Below are 23,900 nucleotides of genomic sequence, written 5' to 3'. Positions count from 1 at the left end.
TATTTATCTGGTTGAACAGGACTTAACCGATTGGTGCATGCCGGTAATTAATGGTGTCTCAAGCACGACTGGAATCCAGTATTCCATGCTCACTTCCGGCGCCTGGGCGTCGAATTCCGGAGGGTAGACCTCCAGATCAAATCCATAGACCGCCTTGCAGCCGGCATGTGGAAGCCAGGCATTGAAAAACCATCTCAGGATTTCAGCCAGTGATCGGATAGGACCCTGAAAGGAGACCACAGCGTAATTCTGGGCAGGGACCTGAAGCACTTCCAGGCCGTGAGAAGCGTCGGCTTCACCGGTTTCAACACCAGCCAGATAGCGGAATTCGGGACCCGCTCCCCCGGATAGATCAATTACGCCAAACCTGGGTTGCTCCTCCGGCAGCAGCCCGGCGGCCGATAACGAACCCCAGAGCGCAGGGACCTTGACGTTGAAATCAGGATTGGATGAGAAAAGTCCCCGTATCTTCTCGGAGCGACCGACCACGGTGAACGCGGGCCTTGAATCAAGCCGGATGGCAGGGACCCGGGACCGGAGGGAGGCATCCGGCAGAAGGGCCGGATCGAGACATAAAGGCGTGCTCAGCAGGCACGGCAGTCCGCGGCGCCGGTATTGGGCCGGTGGACACCCGAAATGCTGTTTGAAACTGCGGCTGAAGCTGATGTCGGAGCCAAAGCCGCAGGCCAGACCAATATCGATGATGCGCTGATCGGTAAACAGCAGCATTTCCGCCGCCAGGCTCAGCCGCAGTTCCCTCACATACTGCCCGACGCATTGACCGGTCTCGAAGGCGAACACGCGGTTGAATTGCCAGCGGGACCATCCCCCGATCCTGGCAAGGCTGGTAACGGCCAGCGGCTTGTCCAGGTTCAGGTGGATGTAATCCAGAACCTTCCCGATCCTGCCCAGCTGTGTTTGCCGGCTTGACGGGGTCATCGGGGACTCCTGTTACCGGGCAGGGGATTTACCAGCGATAGCTCAGGGTGCCGACCACACTGCGCTCTTCGCCGTAGTAACAGTAGAACTCACAGCTGGCGACGTACTCGCGATCAGCAACGTTGTTCACGTTCAGCTGTGCGATCCAGTTGTCCACGAACTGGTATTGCGCCATCAGGTCCACCACCGTGTAAGAAGGCACCTCGGTGCCCGTGAAGCTGTCGTCGGTACTGCCAACGTACCGGGCGCCACCACCGAGCTTCAGACCCGGCGCAAAATCCAGGAAGGCGTAGTCCAGCCAAACCGACGCGGAATGACGGGGGATCAGATTCGCAGCGGCCGCGGGCTGGTTGTCGGAGGTGTTGTCCGTTGTCGCGTCGTTGTAGGTGTAGGCAGCTGTCAATTCGAGCTGTTCGGTCAGATAGGCGACACTCTCAAGTTCAAAGCCCTGGGTTTCCCTGACGCCTTCCTGAACCTGAAAGCCGGAAGGACTGGTGACCAGTGAGTTTTCTTCCTCAATGTTATAGATGGCCGCCGTCACATAGCCGTCCAGACTGTTCGGAGCGTATTTGACGCCGAATTCCAACTGTTCACCAACCCGCGGTTCGTAAAGGTTGCCGTTGTTATCCACGCCGGCAATCGGTTGGAACGACTCGGTCCACGAAAGGTATGGCGAGAAGCCATTATCCGCCAGGTACATAACCCCACCGGAGAGAGATATCTGATCGTCATCGGCTCTCTGCCGGGAATCCGCGGTCAGGTTGCGATCAACCACTTCAGCCTGGTCGTACCGCGCGCCCGCGAGAAAAATCCAGCGGTCGTCCAGTCGGAGCTGATTCTGGAGATAAAGGCCGGTTTGCTCCTTGGTGATGTTTCGGCGGGTCAGGTCTGCAGGCGATACCGGCGTGAAATTACCGTAAGTCGGGTCGAAGATGTCGATCGTGGAAAAGGCGAAATTATCCAGTTCCAGACCGTTGGTTTCGAGGTCCTGATAGTCCACACCAATCAACAGGGTGTTTTCAGTGCGGTCAGTAAACCAGGTGCCCACCAGCCGGTTATCCACCGTCCAGCTGGACAGATCCCCATCGCGATAGACGATGCCGCGGGTCCCTTCTCTCGGGCCACTCTGGAACGACATGTAGATACTGCGCAGTAGCAGGTCAAGCTCGCTGTAACGGGTGTCCTGTTGAAACTCCCAGGTGTTGTTCAAGCGATGCGAAAGGCTGTAACCGACAGAGGACTGGGTACGTTCGTTGGTGTCGTATCCGGGTTCGCCATAAAAGGTGGAAGGTTCAACCTTGCCAAAGGGCGTGTCCTGTATCGTGCCGTAAGCCAGCTTGAAGCCATTGTAGGGTACGGCATCATCCTTCTGAAGGCTCGCCAGGAACGTCAGGGAGGTATCCTCGGACACATCCCAGCGCAGGCTGGGCGCCACGTAATATCGCTCGTTTTCGGTGTAGTCAATATCACCGTCGGCGGAACGGTACAGGCCAACCAGGCGATAGCTGACCGAATCGCTGTCTCCAATCGGGCCTGAGGTGTCCAGACCCAATTGGCGGTGCTCGTTGGTGCCAGCCTGAATCTGCAGTTCTCCCTGCGCCTGATCGGTCGGGCGTTTACTGATGGCGTTGATTACGCCGCCAGGGGGCGCCTCACCGTAAAGAATGGACGCGGGTCCCTTGAGGAGTTCCACGCGTTCAAGGCCATAGGTTTCCGGCAGCCACTGATAGAAGCCCTCGCGATAGATGCGCAAGCCGTCCTGATAGGTGGCCTGGTCGAAACCCCGGATTTTGAACCAGTCAGTGTCGTTGTCCGCGCCATAGTGGCCGGAAACCACGCCGGCGCGATAGCGGAATGTTTCATCAAGGGATTGTACGTTGCGCTCACGAAGCTCTTCTTCATCGACCACGGAAGCTGGCCTTGGTGTTTCAACCAGCGGTGTTTCAACTTTCAGTGCGGTGGCTGAGACCACGAGTGCATCCAGGCTGGTTTCGGCCTCGTCCTGCGCCAGAAGTGGCGTTGACGCCGTCGCAATACCAATACTCAGGGTCAGACGGATTGCGAGGGCCAAAGGCTTGGGTAAAACGACGGCGGGCATAATGGGAACACCTTCATAGCGGACAGTGGTTAAGTGGTGAAAGTCATCAAATCCGCCGAATATTATTCTTAAATAAATCGTAATGCAAACCAATATCATTTAGATGCAGTGGTTTTGAACAGAAATGACACGGTAAATTTTTAATGAAATCACCGCATGACCGCGGAAATCGGTTAAAATGCCGTCGCATTAGGGGTTTAATTTAAGTAATGTTACGAAAATAATCGTGTTGGCGAGACCTTTGAGCTTTTCTTTTTGCTATTAAGACCAAAAGTGGTCTCAGATTTGTACCTTTGGACCATACCCCGGTACGCAAATATCAAGGAAGATTCGGGCCTGCTGCCACACAATACCAATAACCCGTTTTCTCAGAAGATTTCCGTAATGCCCACTACCGTTATTTCCGGCTTTACCCACAACTTCCTTGGCAAGGCGCCTGTCTGGTACAAGCAGGTCATCCTGTTGTTTCTTGTCGCCAACCCGATTGTCATGTGGACCCTGGGGCCGGGAACGGCCGGCTGGCTTCTGATTGCGGAGTTTATTTTTACCCTGGCTATGGCCCTGAAGTGCTACCCGCTGCTGCCGGGTGGTCTGCTGGCGGTGGAGGCCTTGCTGATCGGGTTGACCACGCCGGATGCGGTCTATCTGGAAGTACTCACCAATTTCCCGGTTATCCTGCTGCTGATGTTCATGGTGGCGGGCATCTATTTCATGAAGGAGCTGCTGCTGGTGACTTTCACCCAGATTCTGGTGGGTGTGCGCTCCAAGTCGGCTCTGTCATTGTTGTTCTGCTGCGCGGCGGCGATTCTTTCGGCTTTCCTGGACGCCCTGACGGTGACCGCGGTAATCATCAGCGTCGCAGTGGGTTTCTACTCGGTTTACCACAAGGTGGCTTCCGGTAAGGGCTATCAGCACAAGGACCACAATGCTGGCAGTGATGACGAAGTGATCGAACTGCACCGTGAAGATCTGGAAAACTTCAGGGCCTTTTTGCGCAGCCTGCTGATGCACGGTGCAATCGGTACAGCCCTGGGTGGCGTGGCCACCATGGTGGGCGAGCCGCAGAACCTGCTGATTGCCAAGGTAGTGGGCTGGGATTTTGCCGGTTTCTTCCTGCATATGGCGCCGGTGAGCCTGCCGGTGCTGGCGGCCGGGTTGTTTACCTGCTGGGCTCTGGAGAAGCTGCGTTGGTTTGGCTACGGCGGGCGCTTGCCCAAACCTGTGCGCCGCGTGCTGGAGGAGTTTGCCGAGAACGAGCGGGCCAAGCGTACCAAGGCTGATCAGGCCGCACTCTGGGTACAGGCGTTTGCCGCGGCAGTTCTGGTGGTGGGCCTGGCATTCCACCTGGCCGAGGTCGGCCTGATTGGCCTTCTGGTGATTATCCTGATTACCTCATTTACCGGTGTCACCGACGAACATCAGATTGGCAAGGCTTTCCAGGAATCCCTGCCGTTTACGTCTCTGCTGGTGGTGTTCTTCGCGGTGGTTGCGGTGATCCACGAACAGCACCTGTTCAAGCCGATCATTGATTACGTTCTGTCACTTCCCGAAGCCCGGCAGCCGGGCATGTTCTTTATTGCCAATGGCGTACTGTCGATGATCAGCGATAACGTGTTTGTTGCCACCGTGTATATCAGTGAGGTGAAGCAGGCCCTGGATGCAGGTGCTATCAGCTATGATCACTTCCAGAAACTGGCGGTTGCCATAAACACCGGCACCAATCTTCCCAGTGTGGCGACCCCAAATGGCCAGGCGGCTTTCCTGTTCCTGCTGACGTCTGCCATTGCGCCGCTGGTTCGTCTGTCCTACGGCAAGATGGTGATCATGGCGTTTCCCTATATGCTGGTAATGGGCGGTGTGGGCCTGTACATGGTTATTAACCATATTTGACATTCTGTTCAGATTTTTGCGGGCGGTGTCAGTGCAGATTTGCGCGGGTCTGTTAATCTTGGCTTAACCAGATCACAACAATAATACGGATTCCATGCCCAGAAACTGTTCAGTCCAGCTTTCCCTGATGTCTGAAGCCATGCGCTTTGTCAGTATCCGCATTTGTGCGTTGCTAGCAGGATTATTTTTAACAACGGGCGCGCTCGCTGAAGCGGGACCAGTCAGCAAACTGCTCAAAATCGCCTATGTCGACTTTCCACCGATGACATACCAGAAAGCCGATGGCAGTCCGGCGGGCACGTTCATTGAGATTACCCGAAAAGTGGCGATCGAAGCGGGCTATGAACCGGAATTTCTCTACCTTCCCATCAGTCGTGTTTACCTGTATCTGCGCAACGGCCGGATTGATGTTTGGCCTGGATCAGCCAACGTCCCGGCTTTAAAGGGTGAAGTTCTCGAAACCTGGGTGAGTCCCTTCGCTTCCCAGTTGAGCGCCTGGTATCTGGAGGGAACAGAACCACTGTCTCATTTTGATCAATTGCAGGGTAAGACAGTAATCACGATTGCTGGATACACCTACGGCGGGCTTTTGTATTGGCTAGAGGGCGAGAGTTCAATTGACGTCACTCAGGCACCCAATTATCGAGCGGCTTTGGACATGCTCAAGCTTGGCCGCGGGCAATACTTGTTCGGACATCGGGATCCAGTTCTGGAAACTCTGGCGATGTCCGAAGACGAGAAGATTCGCGAATCAGAGATTCGTCTAAGAAACCTAACCTGGCTGTTTTCGCTTGCTAATCCCAGAGCAGCGAATTTGCGGGAAGAGTTTGACGATGCCTACCTGCGTCTGGCTGAACAGGGTGAAGTGCCCCCGATACGCAAGTTCGGTGAGAGCTTTGTGATACCGGGCTTTCCAGAACAATACCGATAGCCATCTTTTGGTCTTCACGATTCGGGATCAAGAAAGATATCCCCATACCAGGCCGTTGCTTTTTCCCCGGTGTTGTCGGAATCCGACATAATGGCAATTCCGACTACCGGTGGTGGTTCCTCACCAAACGCTTCCCGGTAGTCGGCCATAATGTCACGTTCCACGGTGACCCATTCACCGACCTGATCTGATCCTGAATTCACCGCGATCATCATGGTTTTCTCGGTGTAAGGGTTGGGCACGATCTCGCCCTTGGGCAGGCTATTGGCCCAGATGTAGTTCAGAGCGTTGCCCGGGAGGGACTCTCCGAATAACACTTCAACCGTCTTGCGTTTGGCGCGTTCGAAGAAGCCTGCTTTTTCAGGCTGGAACTCGAACGCAACGTAGATCCTGGCAGGATAATCGTCACCGGACTTTTCTCGGGCATCACCCTTCTCGAACACGTTCGAGACCTTCCAGCGCCACTGCAGAATCAGTGAATCGGCGGGCTCCAATCGTACCCGGGCAATGAGGCCAGATGCCCCACCTTCGGTGGTGGCCCTGACAACCTGCTGACCGTCTTCGGTGGTCAGTTCATACCGACTGAGCTGATCGATCTTGGGAAATTCCAGGGGTTCCCAGCCGTCATTCAGGAACTTCATCTGGGAGAAAGGTGTTAATACTGACTCCTGCGCACTGACCGGCACAAAACACATCAGGGAAACGAGGAGCAGGCCCCAAAATCTTCGGTGTGCGATTATCTTCATAGCGCCTTGCCTCTTTCCGGATACTTCCGTTGCAGACAGATGTTTTACCGGAAAGTGCCTTGTCCTGTAAAAGTTACCCGTATATAGTGTTTTCATCCTTGGTCAAATACCAGATGTAGTGATCAGTGCGTAACCAACTCGGTCGGCGCGTGATCACGCCACACATTCTGGTATCGGGAATCCGGTGAGACTCCGGAACTGACGCGCAGCGGTATTGGGGAACAAGCACGGCATTACGACACTGGTTGATACCGGGAAGTCGCCGAGCGAGGCCGAATCGAACGATTCACGCCCCTGAGTCCGAAGACCTGCCAGGGATACGGAGCTTCACAGCTCCTGACTGCACCTTCGCGACCCAGGGTGAGCAGACCGGTTATGCCCAGCCATTCCTATGGCGAGGTATGCCCCTGCGTACGCGATGGTGAAAGGAATTCAACGCGTATTCAGGAGAACACACATGTCTGCCTCAGCCCTGGCCGAACCCCGGCCAACCTCGCACACCGACACCGAATCCCTTCAGGTCATCAAACGCAACGGCACGCTCGTGGGCTTTGATCCATCCAAGATCAGCGTTGCCGTCACCAAAGCCTTCCTGGCTGTTGAAGGCGATAAGGCCGCCGGCTCTGCCAGAATCAATGATGCCGTACATCGGGTCACCGAACAGGTGATCCAGGCCATTGGCCGCCGCCTGAAAGCGGGTGGCAAGGTACACATCGAGGATATTCAGGACCAAGTGGAACTGGCCCTGATGCGGGCTGAGGAGCAGAAAGTGGCTCGCGCCTATGTGCTTTACCGGGAAGAGCACGCCCGCGAGCGTGCCCGCCATGCCCCGGTGGAGGCGCACCCGCACCTGACCGTGAAAAAGACCAGTGGCGAGATTGCCCCGCTGGATCTGGGCCTGATGAAACTGCAGGTGGAGCAGGCCGCCACAGGGCTGGAGGGTATTGACGGTGATTCCCTGGTGGACGATGCCCTGACCAACCTGTACGACGGCATCGCCGAGGAAGACGTGCTGTCGGCCCTGATCATGACGGCCCGCAGCCGGATTGAGCGGGAGCCGGACTACAGCGCGGTCACCGCCCGTCTACTGCTGGAACAGCTGCGTCTGGAGACTGCCGCCGCCCTGGACCTGCCCATTAGTCTGCCCTTGGTTGAGATTTATCCACAGGCCCTGAGTGCCTTTATCGAGGCAGGTATTCGTTATGAATTGCTGGACGAAGCCCTGGCCGCTTTCGACCTGGAGCGCTTGGGAGCCGCCCTGAAGCCGGAGCGTGACCTGCAATTCGGCTTCCTGGGCCTGCAAACCCTGTACGACCGCTACTTCCTGCACTGGAACAAGGCCCGCCTCGAGTTGCCACAGGTTTTCTTCATGCGCGTGGCTATGGGGCTGGCCCTGCGGGAAGATGACCCGAACGCCCGCGCCATCGAGTTCTACAACCTGTTGTCGTCGTTCGACTACATGGCGTCCACACCCACGCTGTTTAACAGCGGTACCCGCCATTCTCAGCTGTCGTCCTGTTACCTGACGACGGTGGGCGACGACCTTGAAGACATCTACGGCGCCATCCGTGATAACGCCATGCTGTCGAAATGGGCCGGCGGTCTGGGTAACGACTGGACGCCAGTCCGTGCGCTGGGCTCCCACATCAAGGGCACCAACGGCCAGAGCCAGGGTGTGGTGCCCTTCCTGAAGGTAGTCAATGACACCGCCGTGGCGGTGAACCAGGGCGGCAAGCGCAAGGGCGCGGTTTGCGCCTACCTGGAAAGCTGGCACCTGGACATCGAGGAATTCCTGGAACTGCGTAAGAACACCGGCGACGAACGCCGCCGCACCCACGATATGAACACCGCCAACTGGGTGCCCGATCTGCTGATCGAGCGCATGCGCGAAGACCGTGACTGGACCCTGTTCTCCCCCAGCGATGCGCCGGATCTGCACGACCTGTATGGCAACGCCTTCCGGGAACGCTACGAGCATTACGAGGCGCTGGCCGAACAGGGCAAGATCAAGCTGTTTAAGAAAATCCCGGCCAAGCAACTGTGGCGCAAGATGCTCACCGTGCTGTTCGAAACCGGCCACCCCTGGATCACCTTCAAGGACCCGTGCAACCTGCGCTCCCCCCAGCAGCACCGGGGCGTGGTGCACAGCTCTAACCTGTGCACGGAAATCACCCTGAACACCAGTGCCGAAGAGATCGCCGTATGCAACCTCGGTTCCGTGAACCTGGCCGCGCATATCGCCAACGGCGAGCTGGATGTGCAGCGCCTGGAACAGACGGTGAACACCGCCGTGCGCATGCTCGATAACGTTATCGACATCAACTACTACGCCGTACCCCAGGCCCGGAACTCCAACCTCAGGCATCGCCCGGTCGGCCTTGGCCTCATGGGTTTCCAGGACGCGCTCTATCAACTGGGCCTGCCGTACTCCAGCCCGGAAGCGGTGGAGTTTGCCGACGTGGCCATGGAGCAGCTCAGCTACTTCGCCATCCGTGCGTCGGCCACGCTGGCAGGTGAGCGAGGCGCCTATGAAAGCTACGAAGGTTCTCTCTGGCAGCAGGGCATCCTGCCGATCGACTCCATCAACCTGCTGAAGGAGAACCGCAGGGAAGGGGACCTGTCCGTAAACACCAACGCCCGGCTGGACTGGTCGCCGGTGCGTGAACTGATTGCGAAAAACGGCATGCGCAACAGTAACGTCATGGCCATTGCCCCCACGGCCACGATTTCCAACATCGTGGGTGTGTCCCAGTCCATTGAGCCGGCGTACCAGAACCTGTTCGTGAAATCGAACCTCTCCGGCGAGTTTACGGTGGTGAATCCCTCCCTGGTCCGAGACCTCAAGGCCGAAGGCCTGTGGGACAACGTGATGGTGAACGACCTCAAATACTTCGACGGCAGCGTTCAGCAGATCGACCGCATCCCGGCCGAATTGAAGGCCCGCTACGCCACCGCCTTCGAGATCGACGCAAGATGGCTGGTGGAAGCCGCAGCACGGCGCCAGAAATGGCTAGACCAGGCCCAGAGCCTGAACCTCTACATGGCCGAACCCAGCGGCAAAAAGCTGGACGCCCTGTACCAGCTGGCCTGGGAACGTGGCCTGAAAACCACCTACTACCTGCGTTCCCTGGGTGCCACCGGCGCCGAGAAAACCGCCCCGGTTGCCGCGCCGCAACCGCAGGTATGCAGCATCGACGATCCAGACTGCGAAGCCTGTCAGTAACTGCTCACTTAACGATTGCGAGGCATAACCATGCTCGATTGGGACGACGAACCGAAAACCGAAGCCAAAGCGGCACATCCCGGCGCCCCGGCACCGGTGAATGTGGACGACAAACGCGTTATCAATGGCGAAACCGATATTAACCAGCTGGCACCGTTCAAGTACCCCTGGGCCTGGGAGTACTTCATGAACGCCAACAAGAACCACTGGACCCCCCTGGACGTGAACATGGCTCAGGACGTCCATGACTACCATCACCGGCTAACCGCGCCAGAAAAGCATGTGTATGAAAATGTACTGGCGTACCTCACCACCTCCGACATCCTGGCCATGCGCAACATCGGCCTGGCGGTGATGGAAAAAATGAGCGCGCCAGAACTGCAAATCTACCAGGCCCGCCAGGTATACGAGGAAGCCATGCACACCTGGGCCTACCAGCACTGCATCGAAACCCTCAACCTGAACCAGAGCGAAATCTACAACCGCTACCGCGTGGTACCCGCTATCAACGGCAAGATCCAGATTGCCAACCGCCGCCTGGATGCGGCCATGCGGCCAGAAATGAACCTGCGCAACAAGGACGAACTGCAGGAATTCATCATGTCTTACCTGTTCTTCGCCGCCGTGTTCGAGGGCACCTGGTTCTACAACGGCTTCAGCCCCATCTTTGCCCTCCAGCGCCGGGGCCTGATGCGCGGCACCGGCGAGCAGCTGCAGTACATCCTGCGGGACGAGGCCATGCACTTCTCATTCGGCCTTAAGGTGGTGAACCAGATCGTGGAAGAGGAGAACATCACCTTCGACCCCAAGGCCGTGCGCGAGATGTGGGACGAATCCGAAGCCGCCGAGAAGGCCTATGCGGACTACATCCTGCGGGACCCAATTCTCGGTTATTCGGCCGAGTACCACAGCGAACAGTTCCGCTTTGTGGCCAACCGCCGTGCCCGCACCGTCGGCCTGGAAGAGCCGTTCCCGGGAGCAAAGAACGTCTCGCCCTGGCTGGACGAACAGGCCACCCTTCGGAAGGAAAAGAACTTCTTCGAAACGCGGGTGATTGAATACCAGACCGGGGCTCAGTTGGAGTGGTAAACCCGCCTGAACAGCCGGAGTTATACGAACACGTTCGCATTACTCCGGCGGTAGCCGTGGTAGTTGGTGCTCAAACGATTGTTTTATCGTATAAATTCGTTTTGTCTTGAGCATTTTTTATTGGAGTTTTACGAGCAGGTGATATACGAACGCGTTCTTATAATTAGCTGTTATGCCCTAAAGCAGATGCCCCTCAGGTAACATGCGTTTGTGCAGGATGCGGATAATTTCAACAAAACCCTCGGTGGCTAGCCGATAAAATATGATGTGGCTTCCCTGAGGGTAATGTCGGTAGCCTGGACTTATCTCATCGCATGCTTGCCCCAGATTTGGATTTTCACCCAGAAGGTGGAAGCATTGGTCAAACAGAAGAATATAGTGGTTTCGTTGATCACGGCCCCATTCACGTTCCGTGTATAGGGCAATAGATTTGAGGTCAGCTTTGGCCTTCCTGGAAAGCTTAAACTTTGGCATCAGCGCCCTTCGTTGTCCAGTTCGCGAATAAACGAGTCATAGGAGTAGTCTTCAAAACCACTGTCCTCGCCTTCCTTGAGCAGTTTACGAATTGTGGTCAGGCGTGTTTCGGACTCCTCAAGTAGGCGTAGTGCTGCACGAACTACCTCGCTGGTTGAGCTGTATCGGCCATTTTTGAGCTGTTCTGCAATGAACGCATCAAAATGATGGCCTAGAGTGATGCTGGTGTTCTTTTGCATGGTGCCACCTCACTAGTACCAATAATTGGTATATTTTGGTTCAGCTGGCATAACAATTCAATCCACGCGACAAGCGCGTGATTGCGGGCGTTATGCCCCTCTCCACACACTATTCTGAATAATAACGTTTGACGATAATAACGCACTGCGTCATTATTTCCTCATGATCATATCGTTCAAGTGTAAGGATACCGAGAAGCTGGCAAGCGGACGCCGCGTCAGACGCTTCGTCAGTTATGAGCGAGTTGCTTTGAGGAAAATTCGGCAACTCCAGGCTGCAAGCCAGTTGGATGATCTTAAAGTACCGCCCGGGAATATGTTGGAACCGTTGCATGGTGACCGCCAAGGTCAGCACAGCATTCGAATTAACAAGCAGTTCCGGGTTTGCTTCCGTTGGACCAAGGCTGGCGCGGAAGATGTGGAAATTGTTGATTACCATTAGGAGGTAACTCATGCGCAACATTGAAGCTGTAACGCCAGGCGAGTTACTGAAGGAGGAGTTCCTTGAGCCTATGGGTATTTCTCAATACCGATTGGCTAAGGAGATTGGGGTGCCTGCTCAGAGGATCGGCCAGATTATTGCGGGAAAGCGTTCGATAACCGCAGACACGGACCTTCGACTCTGTCGTTTCTTCGGTTTGTCCAATGGCTACTGGTTGCGAGCTCAGGCTGCCTACGACACTGAGATTGCAGAAGATGCTCTGGAGGATCAGCTTAAGAATATTCGCCCCTGGAATGCTGTATCAGAAATCGGGCGCAGGGCATAATCATCGGCTGCACAGCGACCGGTTTTCCGCCGCTTCGCGGCTCCAGACCGGCGCGTGAGCCGGGCGTTAGCACTCAGAGAGAAAATGAATGTTTGTTGCCGTTTATGAGTTTGAAATCAAGGAAGGCACAGAGACTTCATTTCGCGAAGCCTGGCTTGAAGTGACGAAAGCGATCTATGAGCACTGTGGCAGTTTTGGTTCAAGACTCCATACCTCAGACAAGCCGAATATCCTGGTTGGTTATGCTCAGTGGCCTGATCGGGAAACGTGGGCGAAAGATCGCAACGTAATCGATGAAAAATATCACAGGGCACGCAAACAAATGCTCGACTGCCTGGTTCAATCGAAAACTGTCTATGAATTGGAAGTCAGTGACGATTACTTGCGTGCCGATCAGTCCCGTAGTCCCAACCAGGACTGACTGACCGCCTTCCCCTATTCAGCAAGACGCGCAACCTTCTCCATGCCATATCTCACTTCAGGCTGCGCGCACGGCTACCCTCGTTCCATTGAACGCCGCATTGCCCGTCAGTGCGTCAATGCGCCCGGAATCAGTGACGTCGTTCATGCTCACGCCGGGTTGTCCCTCGGCGATCGACATGGCGGTGTCGGGCCGGTTGTGGCCCCAGCCCTGGGGCATGCTGATCACACCCTCGAACATATCGTCGTCGATTTCCACCGGCAGGTTGATGCTCCCGGAAGCCGACGTAACCGTGGCCAGTTGTCCGTCTTCAAGCCCGATTTTGAGTGCATCTGACGCGTTTATCTGCAAAGTGCACGGGTTCTTGCCTTTTACCAGCCGGTGGGAGTTCTGGGTCCAGGTATTGTGGCTGCGGGGCAGGCGGCGGCTGATCAGCGTGAACGGATAGTCGCTGTTCTCATCTGCCTGAAACAGGCCTGAGGCATCCAGGCGTTTGAGATCGTCCAGATACAGCTGCGGAGCTAACCGGATCTTGCCGTCTTCGGTCTGGATGCGCTGCGCCAGGCAGGGCTGCAGCGGTCCCAGATCCACGCCATGAGGGTTGGCTTTCAGGGTCTCCAGGCTCATGCCCTCTTTTCCGTAGGCGCCGTGTTTCAGGCTCAGATCCAGCATTACCTCCGGCGTTACGCCATCGTTTTCCAGGCCCGTTAACTGCAGGGCCAGATCCCGCAGAATTTCCCAGTCGTGTTTCTGGTTTGGCGCCTTTTCGAACATCGGTTCCGAGAATTTCGCGGTATTGCGAACGGCGAAAGAGTTGAAGAACACATCGAAGTGCGGCACTTCCAGCCCGGTCGTGGCTGGCAGGATGATGTCGGCGTGACGGGTGGTTTCGTTCAGGTAGATATCGACCGACACCATGAAATCCAGGGCATCGAAGGCTTCTTCCAGTCGGGCTCCGCCGGGCGCAGAAAGCACCGGATTACCGGCGATGGTAATCATCGCCCGGATCTGGCCCTCGCCCGGAGTGAGGATCTCATCGGCCAGGGTGGCCACGGGGAATTCGTTGTTGAAGTAGGGCAGTTTTCGCACCCGGGACTCGTAACGGCCATAGGAACTGGGCTTGCCCTTTTTGTCCCGCACCAGATCAAAGGCCGGCTGGGGGAACATGGCGCCGCCGCGGCTATCGAAGTTGCCGGTGAGAATGTTCAGCACGTTGTTCAGCCACTGGCAGAGGCCACCGAAGGATTGAGTGGAAGCCCCCATACGGCTGTAACAAACGGCGCTCTTGGCAGCGGCCATCTCCCGTGCCAGCTCGCGGATGGCGCTAGCGCTCATACCGCAGGCGTCCGACACGGATTCCGGAGAATAGGGTCTGACGGCCTCGGCCAGTTGTTCCAGCCCGTCAATCCGGTCTTCCAGGTGGCCAAGGGTAACCAGCTGTTCCTCGAACAGGGTGTGGACCATGGCCAGCATGAACAGGGCATCGGTTTCCGGGCGGATGAACAGGTGCTGGTCGGCCTTTTTCGCGGTCTCGGTGCGCCGTGGATCAACCACCACCACCTTGCCGCCCCGTTGCTGGATGGCTTTCAGGCGTTTGCCCACGCCGGGTGCTGTCATCAGGCTGCCGTTGGAAACAATCGGGTTGGCGCCAATGATCAGCATGAAATCCGTGTGGTCGATGTCTGGCACCGGAATCAGCATGCCGGCGCCGAGCATGTAGTTGGAAGCCACGTGGTGTGGCAACTGGTCGGCGGAGGCGGAACTGTAGCGGTTGTTGGTGCCCAGCGCCTTGAAGAACCGCGGTAGCATGATGGCGTTGCCAAAGTTGTGGGCGTTCGGATTGCCCAGATACACCCCGACCGCATCCTGCCCATGTTCCTGCTGGATAGCCCGGAAACGGGAGGCGATTTCCTCAAAAGCCTCATCCCAGCTGATTTCCTGCCAGCCGTCGGCGGTGCGCTTCATGGGTGTTTTCAGGCGGTCCTTGTCATTGTAGAAATCCTGCAGTGCAACAGCTTTCGGGCAGATATGGCCGCGGCTGAACGGGTCGTTGTTATCGCCCTTGATGGACAGGATCTCGTTACCCCGATGCTGGATTTCGAGGCCACACATGGCTTCACAGATATTGCAGGTGCGGTAATGGGTCTGGGTGTCGGTCATGGCAAACACTCACTCGGGATATTGTCATTATTGGTTCTGGCAGTGTGGCACAGGCCGGCGAAAAATCAGACGGTCATAATTCACATAAAACCGGTCAATCCCGCCAAATGATGTTTCTCCCGGTGCCTGAAAGACAGGCCGGAATTTCATCGTACAATAGCGCCATGGCTAAAACCTTTTACCGTCGGGGCCCGGACCATCGTGCCGGAGCGCCGGTTACCTTTCTCGACGTCCGCCGTCGTTTCCAGTTCCGTTCAATCGAGCTTGGTCGCTGGGTCACCGAGCCGGAGAAACAACGCAGTGCGTTGCTGTTCTACGATGCCCTGTGCGACCTGATGACCATTCTTGGCGGCACCGAGTCGCTGGTGTCCCTGCGCGGCACCCTGGCGTTGCAGTACGGCATTGGCGGCCGGCCCGGCGTGTCGGCCCATTACACGCCGGCTACCCGCAGTTTTTCACTGGCCAAGAACGCAGGTCCCGGCAGCATTGCCCATGAGTGGTTTCACGCCTTCGACCATTACATCGGCGAGAAGCTGTTCGGTGAGGCCCAGAGAGGCCAGTTTGCCTCGAAACTCTGGCTTGGCCGGGACGACGCGGTCAGGCATCCATTGAATGATCGTCTACAGGCGTGTTTCAAGGCGGTTTTGCTGGACGAAGAAGGCGCAGAGCCCAGCGAACTCTTCCGGTGCTCGATAAAGGCCGACAAAGCGGCCGGGATTCAGTACTTCAGCCTGCCCGAAGAACTCTGCGCCCGGGCGTTTGAGGCCTTTGTGCAGGATTCCGACGTAAAGAATGCCTTTCTGGTAAGCGGAACCCGGGAATCCGAAGAGGCAAAACTGGGGCTCTATCCGGTTGGCGCGCAACGGGAACGGGTTAATCGTGCATTCCAGGGTTATTATTCAGCCCTGGGGCAGGCCCTGCGCGCGGCCGGAAGCTGATCGCTTCCCAGGCAGGTTCACGCAGGCCCAAGCCATGGAGCCGTCAGTGGCAGTGCGCGTGGGAAGCAGCGTCCTCATCCCGTGGGTCGCCCATGCCGCCTTTGAGGCCGTATTTGATCAACAGCAGATTGGCCGGCCAGGCGGCAAACAACCCAAGTGAGAGCGATACGTAAAGTGATGACCAGAACAGGGCATCACCCATGGTTGCATCTCCGCCCAGATACAGGTCGGTGGTGATTGCCACGGACTCCATGACCACAATACTGATGGTTTCCGCAACGAACGCGCCCTTGAAGGCTTCCTTGAAGGGCATCCCGTTCTGCATCATCGGGCCAATGTTCAGGGCAAAGCCAAATATATACGCGAGGGTAAAGGTGATGATGGCTGCCCAGAAGTTGCCCATGGCAAACAGGCCAACCGAGATGATCACCCCGAGAATCTCGCCTATGCCGCAGCCCGAATAGCAATGGGCCACCGAACGAAAACCCTTGCGGGCAAGACTGTCCGTGGGGATCTGTTTGCGCCCGGAATATCGGTAGATGGCAAGGCCTATCGGTCCCGAGTAAAGCACGGTCAGCCCCCAAACCCACTGCATCATGGAGGCGATATGGCTGTTGCTGGTTTTCAGGTCGTAGATCACCCAGGCAACACTGGCGCCAAGGAGTGCCAGCCAGATGCCCAAGCCCGTCCAGGTGTCGATAAGGGCCTGAATCTGATCAAGGCTCATAGAAAGAACAATCCTTTCCCAAGAAATTTACTCTTAGCTTAGTCCTTGGAGGCCCGTCGTCTTTCTTTCAACCTCCAGCCATGCCTTGAGATCGTCCAGAGACTTCGGTGGGCAGATCCAGTAGCCCTGGAGCATTTCGGCTCCGAGCGATTCAAGGAGGCGTGCCGATTTTTCGGTCTCAATGCCTTCTGCAACCACCCGATAACCGAGGCCCTGGCCCATACTGATGGCGGTTTCCACAATCATCCGGGCGCTGTCGCTGGACTCGATGTCCTGCAGCAGGGTGCGGTCCAGCTTTATTTCGCTGGCTGGCAGCTTCTTCAGGTAGGAGAGTGAGGAGTAACCGGCGCCGAAGTCGTCAATCGAGAGCTTGAGCCCGATCGCCGTCAATTCATTTAGGGCTTTCAGGCCCCGGTGTGGATCGTCCATGGCCGCGGTTTCGGTAAGTTCGATGATGACCTGTTCCGCCTGTAGCTGATATCGCTTTATGCGGGTTTCAAACAGGCCAATCAGTTCTGGGGAGCCGAGGTCGCGAGCGGAGATATTCACTGAGACGGTCAGCTCCGGATCAATCTCGTGGAGTGCTTTGAGATCGTTCATTGCCTGATCCACCACCCAGCGCGTCAGGTGTTTGATCACACCGGTTTTCTCCGCCATGGGAACGAAGTCAATCGGTGGCACCCAGCCTCTTTCCGGATGGTGCCACCGAATCAGGGCTTCCACGCCCACTACCTTGCCCGTGGCCAGATTGGTTTTCGGTTGATAGTAGAGTTGGGTCTGGTTGTTGAGCAGAGCCTCTCGAAGGTCAGACATCAATGTCAGTCGGCTCTCGTCGTAGATATCGTTTTTCCGCGAATACAGACCGGTCTCATAGGGACCGTGAGGGGCCATTTCCATGCCAACGTGGGCGTTGCGGATCAGGAGAGCCGCTTTTTTTCCGTGTTCCGGAAAGCTGGCGGCACCGAACCGGGGGTTGGCTTCTATGGCGATGTTGTCCAGTAACACCGGCTCGGCCAGTTGCTTCAGGGCATTATCCAATGACTTGAAATCGTCCCCCGTTTTGTCGATATCCACCAGCAGGCCAAAGCTGTCTCCGGAAAGCTGGTAGACGAGCTCCTCACGACCTTCGGAATTGACGGTGGAGTGAACCATCGGTAGTTCCGCTGCCAGCTTGATCATCTGTTCTGCCATTGCTTTGAGCAGGCGCTCACTGCGGTCGAGGCCCAGGGTGCGGTTGATTTCCTCAAGCTGGGTTATCCGGGTAACGCCAACCATGAAGCGGCCATTGGGGTGTTGCCGGAATTGCTCATCCACCATCCACTCGAAGCGGTTGCGGTTTGGAAGACCGGTAACCGGGTCATGGGTGAGCGCTTCATTCAACCGGGTCTGGGCATCGCTGCGGGCTTTCTGCTGTTGCAGGATGTCGGCCTGGGCCTGGATTTTCTGTTCCCGTTCCCGATAAAGGCGGTCGGCAAGGGCGAGCGTGAGAATGAAAGCTTCGAGCCCGGATCCTATCTGCATGGCGTACTCGGTAAAGAAGTTCTCCGGCAACAGGCCAAGAGCGCGACCGGCTGTTGCCGATACTCCTACCGTGAGTGGTGTCCAGGCAATGGTGAAGAAAATGCCGGCCCGAACACCGGCGGCCCAGGTGACAGGACCTGCCACCAGCAGCAGCGAAAAGAATGCGAATGCGGAGATCGCCGCAACCCGGATACCGGTGTCGTAGCTCAAGAGTGGAGCGCTCAGGAAATACAGGATCTCGAACGCCAACATAGCTTGCAGAGCGCGGTAAAGCCGCGGGCTGTGTGAGCGGACTTTCAGAAACTCCATGCAGAACAGCAGTGAGAACATGGCCAGGAAAGGAATGGAGAGCATCAACACATGGGCATGCAGAAACGGTGATTCCGGATAAACATGCTGGAGGGTGTAACCGCGAACCGCGGCAAAAAACAGGAAATACCCGGATATGGCCAGCGCGTAGTACAGGTACAGCCGTTCACGCAGGGTCAGGAACACGGCCAGGTTGATCAGAATGATGACCGCCAGGCTGCCGTAGTAGAAAAAGTGCAGTTTTTGCTCGTTGGCGGCGGCCTCGTAAAAATCACTCTGATGCCATATCTGTAGCGGCACCACCATCGTGCCTTGTGTTGCTACCCGTATGTAGAGCGTTTTCAGGTTGTCCGGTGCCACCTGGAACCTGAACAGCATGCTGGGATGGTCAACATCCCTCGGATAGAAGGGGCGGGTATCCCCGGTGCGGAATTCGCGAATCAGAGAGCCGTCTGAGAGCTCGTGGAACACCACGTCATCGAGCTGCGAGTAGGCCAGCTCGGCGATCAGCAATTGGTCACGATCGGTCTGGTTATGCACCTCAACCCGCAGCCAATAGGCGGAATCTGTGATGCCAAAGGTCGCTTTGCCAGTGGGCCTGTGCTGCCAGGCGGAATCGGGAAGAGCGCGAACCTGGGCCAGTGTTGCGGCGGCACCGGTGTCTTCCCAGTACTGGAAGTGGCTCTCAATCGGTGTGGCAGAGATCACCGAAACCGGGCCGGCATCCGCGTGAACAGACTGGAACACGCTCAAGGCCAGCATCAGAACAAGGATACGCAGAGCATTGCTGAGGATCACGAACAGTAGACCCCGTTATTTAGCCAGCAGGCTTTTATTTTTTTGTCGCAAAGTTCAGCTTATCAATCTTTCTGCGCCAGAAAAGCCGCCAACCGATATTTAATGTAGCGAAATGTCTCATATTTCGAGTTTTCCAGCGTTTCCTGCGCGCGCCCTGGGCTCCCGGTGACCAGGCTTGCCTGTCTGGATGGCGGCGCATCTGCTACGTTTAAGGGGTAAAACCTATCCCGAGGAGGCCTCCATGTTTGTCGCTGAAAAAGCAACCGGGCACCTGATTGAAGTACTGGATACCCAGGCACTGTTTGACCCCCATGTCCAAGAGGTTCGCGGCAGCCTCCATTACGGGGAAGAGGCGCAGGACCCGGAATCCTTTGCAAAATCGGACCTTGCCTTTCCCTCAGGTGAAGCGCTTCCTGTGTGCTGGACCAATCCCGACTACCGCCGCCAAAGCTGACACTTGCTTACCCCTCCTGTAGCCACCACAGGGTCGCGCTAGCGTCGCCCTGAGATTGGCTATTTTTTACACAGGTTTGAATTTCTTATCCTGCTTCTGTAAGCTTTTTATTAATTGAACGTTCAATTAATAAAAAGCAGGGCCAAGTCGCGCTGCTTTTCAACACCGGAAACAAGACGAGTAGCCGAAGCCGCCATGCCAAAAGTTGGGGTTAAAGACACACGCAAGCAGCAACTTATTGAAGCCACCATGGATTCGATTGCTGAGCTGGGCATGCAGAACACCACCATCGTGAGCATCAGCAAGCGGGCGGGCATGTCCTCCGGGATTATCAGCCACTACTTCGGTGGCAAGCAGGGTCTGATTGAGGCAGCTCTGCGTTATCTGCTGGATCAATTGGGCAAGGAGCTGCGGGAGCGCATGGCCAGGACCGACCGCTCCCCCGAGCAGCGGCTGAACTGCATCATCGAATCAAACTTTTCCGAGTTCCAGCGCTCGGCGCTGGCCGCCAAGACCTGGCTGAGCTTCTGGGCCCGGTCGATGCATGAGCCCGGGCTGAAGCGGCTGCAGCAGATCAACAATGCCCGGCTCTACAGCAATCTGCGGTACTCGTTTGCGCAGGTGCTCGAACCGGCTGTGGCGACCGAGGCGGCCCGGCAAACCGCGGCAATGATTGACGGTTTCTGGCTGCGCAGTGCCCTGAGCCTGGACCCGGCAGAAAGCTTTGAAGCCGGCGAGCGGCTCTGCAAGAAATTTGTCCACGAGACACTGGCCCAGGCCACCGCCTGAGCCGCGATAGATTCAAATGGCCCACAAGGCCAGAAGACACCGAACCGAGGTATCTGATTACTATGTCTGCATCTCTTCCTGTTGTTCAGAATTTCGTCCATGGCCGTTTCCTGGCCAACAGCACCGGCGAAACCTTCCCCGTGGTAAACCCGGCCACAGGCGAGGTTATCTACGAAGTGGAAGTGGCGGATGAGTCCGTGCAGCAGGCTGCCATTGAAAGTGCTCGGGCCGGCTTTGCCGAGTGGTCTGCGATGACGGCCATCGAACGCAGCCGGATTCTGCTGCGGGCGGTTTCGCTGTTGAGAGAACGGAATGACGAGCTGGCCGCCGCCGAAGTGCGTGACACAGGCAAGCCCTGGCAGGAAGCGGAAGCCGTGGATGTGGTAACGGGCGCCGATGCGATCGAGTTCTTTGGCGGCTTGGCACCCTCCATCGAGGGCAACCAGCAGGATCTGGGGGGTGACTTTTATTACACCCGCCGGGAGCCCCTGGGCATCTGCGCTGGCATAGGCGCCTGGAACTACCCGATCCAGATTGCCTGCTGGAAATCCGCGCCGGCCCTGGCTTGTGGCAACGCCATGATCTTCAAGCCCTCAGAGGAAACCCCCATGGGTGCGGTTAAGCTGGCGGAGATCTTTACCGAGGCAGGTGTGCCGGCTGGCGTGTTCAACGTGGTGCAGGGCGCCGCAGAGGTGGGCCAATGGCTGACCCATCATCCGGAGATCGCCAAGGTCTCCTTCACCGGCGAAGTGGCTACCGGCAAGAAGGTAATGGCTGCGGCATCTTCCACCCTGAAAGACGTCACCATGGAACTCGGCGGAAAATCCCCGCTGATCATCTTTGACGATGCCGACCTGGAAAACGCCATCTCTGCCGCCATGGTGGGCAACTTCTACACCCAGGGCGAGATCTGCACCAACGGTACCCGGGTGTTTGTCCATGAAGATCTGTACCCGCGTTTCATGGAACGCCTGCTGGAGCGCACCCGCAAGAACATCAAGCCGGGTGATCCGATGAATCCGGATACCAACTTTGGTGCCCTGATTTCCAGGAAGCATCAGGACCTGGTTCTGGATTACATCGCCAAAGGCCTCTCTGAAGGGGCCACCCTGAGCCACGGCGGGCGGGCCTTTGAGCCGGAGGATTCCAAAGGCGGCTATTTCGTGGAGCCCACCATCTTCACCGACTGCACCGATGACATGACCATCGTGAAGGAAGAGATCTTCGGGCCGGTGATGTCGGTGCTCACCTTCCGCGACGAGGACGAGGTGATTGCCCGGGCCAACAACACAGACACTGGGCTGGCGGCCGGCGTGTTCACCAACGACATCCGTCGGGCCCACCGGGTGATTCACCAGATCCAGGCTGGTATCTGCTGGATCAACAGCTACGGTGCCTCCCCTGCGGAAATGCCGGTGGGCGGCTACAAACTCTCCGGCATCGGCCGGGAAAACGGGCGCGAGACCATAGCGCATTACACCCAGATCAAGTCCGTCTACATCGGCATGCAGGATCTGGATGCCCCGTTTTAAGCCCGCAAGCCACAGAGGAGAATGCGTATGACAGAAAACCGATACGACTACATCATTGTGGGTGCGGGTTCCGCCGGTTGTGTACTGGCCAACCGCCTGACCGAGGACGCACGCCACCGGGTGCTGCTGCTGGAAACCGGCGGCAGCGACAAGAGCATCTTCATCCAGATGCCCACCGCGCTGTCCATTCCCATGAACACCAAGAAATACGCCTGGCAGTTCGAGACCCAGCCGGAGCCGTATCTGGACAACCGCCGTATGCATTGCCCCCGGGGCAAGGTTCTGGGCGGTTCTTCCTCCATCAACGGCATGGTGTATGTCCGTGGTCACGCCCGGGATTTTGACGAATGGGATTCTGAAGGCGCCACCGGCTGGCATTACCGGAATGTCCTGCCGTATTTCAAAAAAGCCGAAACCTGGGCGTTTGGCGGCGATGATTACCGGGGTGATAAAGGCCCGCTCGGTGTGAACAACGGCAACAACATGCAGAACCCGCTTTACAAGGCCTTTATCCGGGCGGGCTCTGATGCCGGTTATTTCGAAACCGGCGATTACAACGGAACCCAGCAGGAAGGCTTCGGCGCCATGCATATGACCGTGAAGAACGGTCGTCGCTGGTCCACCGCCAACGCCTATCTGCGCCCTGCCATGGAGCGCGATAACCTGACTGTGGTCACCCATGCCCTGGTGCACAAGGTGTTGCTGGATGGCAAAACCGCCACCGGTGTTCGTTACGAACAGGGCGGCAAGGTGCACGAGGCGAAAGCCGCCGAGGAAGTCATCCTGTCAGCGGGCTCTATCGGTTCACCCCACCTGCTTCAGCTGTCCGGAATTGGCAAGCGTGAGGTACTGGAAAAGGCTGGTATCGAGGTAAAGCACGAGCTACCCGGCGTTGGTGAGAACCTGCAGGACCACCTGGAGTTTTACTTTCAGTACCGCTGCAAGCAGCCGGTGTCGCTCAACGGCAAGCTGGACTGGTGGAACAAGCTGAAGATCGGTATTCGCTGGATTCTCCGCAAGGACGGCCTGGGCGCCACCAACCACTTTGAGTCCTGTGGCTTTATCCGGTCCAAGGCCGGCGTCGAGTGGCCCGACCTGCAATATCACTTTTTGCCGGCGGCCATGCGCTACGACGGTAAAGAAGCCTTCAACGGAGACGGATTCCAGCTGCACATTGGTCACAACAAGCCGAAAAGTCGGGGTTTTGTGCATGTGCAATCGGCCGATCCGAAACAGGCACCGACCATCCGCTTCAACTATCTGCAGCACGAGGCAGATCGGGAAGGCTTCCGGGATTGTGTGCGCCTGACCCGGGAAATCATCAATCAGCCGGCCATGGACGAGTATCGGGGCGCGGAGATCCAGCCCGGTGCAGAGGTGCAGACCGATGAAGAAATCGATGCGTTTGTCCGCCAGGCGGTGGAGAGCGCCTACCACCCGTCCTGCTCCTGCAAGATGGGCACCGACGAGCTGGCGGTGGTGGACCCGGAGACTCGGGTTCACGGCATCCGGAATCTCAGGGTGGTGGATTCGTCCATCTTCCCGACCATACCCAACGGCAACCTGAATTCGCCCACCATCATGGTGGCCGAGCGGGCAGCCGACCTGATTCGGGGCAGGGAGCCCCTGCAACCTTCTGATGCCCCTGTGGTTATGGACGACCAGTGGCAGGTGCGTCAGCGCCCGGGACAGGCAAAGCGCGCGCTCGCATAGCGCGTCGTCATCCCGCCCGGGCGTGCAACGCGCCCGGGGTTTTGCAAGCCCTCAGGATTTCCCTATCAGCGCGACGGTGTTCTGCCGTTTTCGGGCGCCGGATAGGCAAGTCCTGGGTTTGTGTCCGATTCGAACCAAGTAG

Annotated in this window: 20 protein-coding genes and 1 riboswitch; of the genes, 12 read left to right on the top strand and 8 right to left on the bottom strand. The window is 57.1% G+C overall.

The annotated features are described in order from the left end of the window. Nucleotides 1–3: 3 nt before the first annotated feature. The gene (locus SIC15_RS19870; RefSeq protein WP_412536768.1) at nt 4–939 is read right to left on the bottom strand and encodes a helix-turn-helix domain-containing protein; all 936 of its coding nucleotides are present in this window, start codon (nt 937–939) and stop codon (nt 4–6) included. Nucleotides 940–967: 28 nt separating this feature from the next. Beyond that, nucleotides 968–3,037: a TonB-dependent siderophore receptor gene (locus SIC15_RS19865; protein ID WP_412536767.1), complete on the bottom strand. Its 2,070-nt coding sequence runs from the start codon at nt 3,035–3,037 to the stop codon at nt 968–970. Between the two features lie 384 nt (nt 3,038–3,421). Here SIC15_RS19865 and nhaB point away from each other — a divergent pair, with 384 nt between their 5' ends. Then, nucleotides 3,422–4,927: a sodium/proton antiporter NhaB gene (gene nhaB, locus SIC15_RS19860; RefSeq protein ID WP_153637121.1), complete on the top strand. Its 1,506-nt coding sequence runs from the start codon at nt 3,422–3,424 to the stop codon at nt 4,925–4,927. Between the two features lie 127 nt (nt 4,928–5,054). Then, complete coding sequence (locus tag SIC15_RS19855) at nt 5,055–5,858, top strand: substrate-binding periplasmic protein (RefSeq protein ID WP_412536766.1); 804 nt, start codon at nt 5,055–5,057, stop codon at nt 5,856–5,858. A 14-nt stretch (nt 5,859–5,872) separates the two neighbouring features. Here SIC15_RS19855 and SIC15_RS19850 read toward each other — a convergent pair whose 3' ends face one another. Next, entirely contained in the window at nt 5,873–6,553 is a 681-nt protein-coding gene (locus SIC15_RS19850) for a DUF3047 domain-containing protein (RefSeq protein ID WP_412537640.1), read from the bottom strand. Between the two features lie 173 nt (nt 6,554–6,726). Beyond that, nucleotides 6,727–6,935: riboswitch (cobalamin riboswitch) on the top strand. Nucleotides 6,936–7,061: 126 nt separating this feature from the next. Between SIC15_RS19850 and SIC15_RS19845 the strand changes: the two genes are divergently transcribed. Continuing rightward, nucleotides 7,062–9,827, top strand: a complete 2,766-nt coding sequence (locus SIC15_RS19845) for a ribonucleoside-diphosphate reductase subunit alpha (protein WP_412536765.1) — start codon at nt 7,062–7,064, stop codon at nt 9,825–9,827. 30 nt (nt 9,828–9,857) lie between these two features. After that, nucleotides 9,858–10,916: a ribonucleotide-diphosphate reductase subunit beta gene (locus tag SIC15_RS19840; protein WP_136630119.1), complete on the top strand. Its 1,059-nt coding sequence runs from the start codon at nt 9,858–9,860 to the stop codon at nt 10,914–10,916. A gap of 177 nt (nt 10,917–11,093) precedes the next feature. On the opposite strand, the gene SIC15_RS19835 is transcribed toward SIC15_RS19840, so the two are convergent. After that, on the bottom strand, nt 11,094–11,390 hold the full coding sequence (locus tag SIC15_RS19835; RefSeq protein WP_136630120.1) for a type II toxin-antitoxin system RelE/ParE family toxin: 297 nt from the start codon (nt 11,388–11,390) through the stop codon (nt 11,094–11,096). Beyond that, nucleotides 11,390–11,629: a type II toxin-antitoxin system ParD family antitoxin gene (locus SIC15_RS19830; RefSeq protein WP_136630121.1), complete on the bottom strand. Its 240-nt coding sequence runs from the start codon at nt 11,627–11,629 to the stop codon at nt 11,390–11,392. Before SIC15_RS19830 ends, SIC15_RS19835 begins: the two co-directional genes overlap by 1 nt. 163 nt (nt 11,630–11,792) lie before the next feature. Here SIC15_RS19830 and SIC15_RS19825 point away from each other — a divergent pair, with 163 nt between their 5' ends. The 3 genes from SIC15_RS19825 (at nt 11,793) to SIC15_RS19815 (ending at nt 12,817) form a co-directional block, all read left to right on the top strand. Beyond that, nucleotides 11,793–12,071, top strand: coding sequence for a type II toxin-antitoxin system RelE/ParE family toxin (locus SIC15_RS19825; protein ID WP_136630122.1), 279 nt, complete (start codon nt 11,793–11,795; stop codon nt 12,069–12,071). Nucleotides 12,072–12,081: 10 nt separating this feature from the next. Next, nucleotides 12,082–12,396 carry a HigA family addiction module antitoxin gene (locus SIC15_RS19820; protein ID WP_136630123.1) on the top strand — a complete coding sequence of 105 codons (315 nt, stop codon included), beginning with the start codon at nt 12,082–12,084 and terminating at the stop codon, nt 12,394–12,396. 88 nt (nt 12,397–12,484) lie between these two features. Next, nucleotides 12,485–12,817 carry an antibiotic biosynthesis monooxygenase family protein gene (locus SIC15_RS19815; protein ID WP_136630124.1) on the top strand — a complete coding sequence of 111 codons (333 nt, stop codon included), beginning with the start codon at nt 12,485–12,487 and terminating at the stop codon, nt 12,815–12,817. Between the two features lie 57 nt (nt 12,818–12,874). Here SIC15_RS19815 and SIC15_RS19810 read toward each other — a convergent pair whose 3' ends face one another. Beyond that, complete coding sequence (locus tag SIC15_RS19810; RefSeq protein ID WP_412536764.1) at nt 12,875–14,977, bottom strand: molybdopterin-dependent oxidoreductase; 2,103 nt, start codon at nt 14,975–14,977, stop codon at nt 12,875–12,877. A 164-nt stretch (nt 14,978–15,141) separates the two neighbouring features. On the opposite strand from SIC15_RS19810, the gene SIC15_RS19805 reads away from it, so the two are divergent. Next, nucleotides 15,142–15,915, top strand: a complete 774-nt coding sequence (locus SIC15_RS19805) for a CLCA_X family protein (protein ID WP_412536763.1) — start codon at nt 15,142–15,144, stop codon at nt 15,913–15,915. Nucleotides 15,916–15,958: 43 nt separating this feature from the next. Here SIC15_RS19805 and SIC15_RS19800 read toward each other — a convergent pair whose 3' ends face one another. Then, nucleotides 15,959–16,642, bottom strand: a complete 684-nt coding sequence (locus SIC15_RS19800) for a DUF4396 domain-containing protein (RefSeq protein WP_412536762.1) — start codon at nt 16,640–16,642, stop codon at nt 15,959–15,961. 33 nt (nt 16,643–16,675) lie between these two features. Then, nucleotides 16,676–19,270, bottom strand: a complete 2,595-nt coding sequence (locus tag SIC15_RS19795; RefSeq protein ID WP_412536761.1) for an EAL domain-containing protein — start codon at nt 19,268–19,270, stop codon at nt 16,676–16,678. A gap of 241 nt (nt 19,271–19,511) precedes the next feature. Here SIC15_RS19795 and SIC15_RS19790 point away from each other — a divergent pair, with 241 nt between their 5' ends. From SIC15_RS19790 to betA, 4 genes are all read left to right on the top strand, one after another. Next, nucleotides 19,512–19,724 carry an acetyltransferase gene (locus SIC15_RS19790; protein ID WP_069182366.1) on the top strand — a complete coding sequence of 71 codons (213 nt, stop codon included), beginning with the start codon at nt 19,512–19,514 and terminating at the stop codon, nt 19,722–19,724. A gap of 195 nt (nt 19,725–19,919) precedes the next feature. Next, nucleotides 19,920–20,513 carry a transcriptional regulator BetI gene (gene betI, locus SIC15_RS19785; protein ID WP_136630127.1) on the top strand — a complete coding sequence of 198 codons (594 nt, stop codon included), beginning with the start codon at nt 19,920–19,922 and terminating at the stop codon, nt 20,511–20,513. Nucleotides 20,514–20,575: 62 nt separating this feature from the next. Further along, nucleotides 20,576–22,045: a betaine-aldehyde dehydrogenase gene (gene betB / locus SIC15_RS19780; RefSeq protein WP_136630128.1), complete on the top strand. Its 1,470-nt coding sequence runs from the start codon at nt 20,576–20,578 to the stop codon at nt 22,043–22,045. A 27-nt stretch (nt 22,046–22,072) separates the two neighbouring features. After that, entirely contained in the window at nt 22,073–23,758 is a 1,686-nt protein-coding gene (betA, locus tag SIC15_RS19775) for a choline dehydrogenase (RefSeq protein ID WP_136630129.1), read from the top strand. The last annotated feature ends 142 nt before the right edge of the window (nt 23,759–23,900 follow it).

The organism is Marinobacter sp. MIT932201, from assembly GCF_047123295.1.
In the GTDB taxonomy this organism is placed as follows: domain Bacteria; phylum Pseudomonadota; class Gammaproteobacteria; order Pseudomonadales; family Oleiphilaceae; genus Marinobacter; species Marinobacter salsuginis.
Note: the sequence above shows the minus strand (reverse complement) of the source record. Positions and strands in the feature narration are given on the sequence as shown.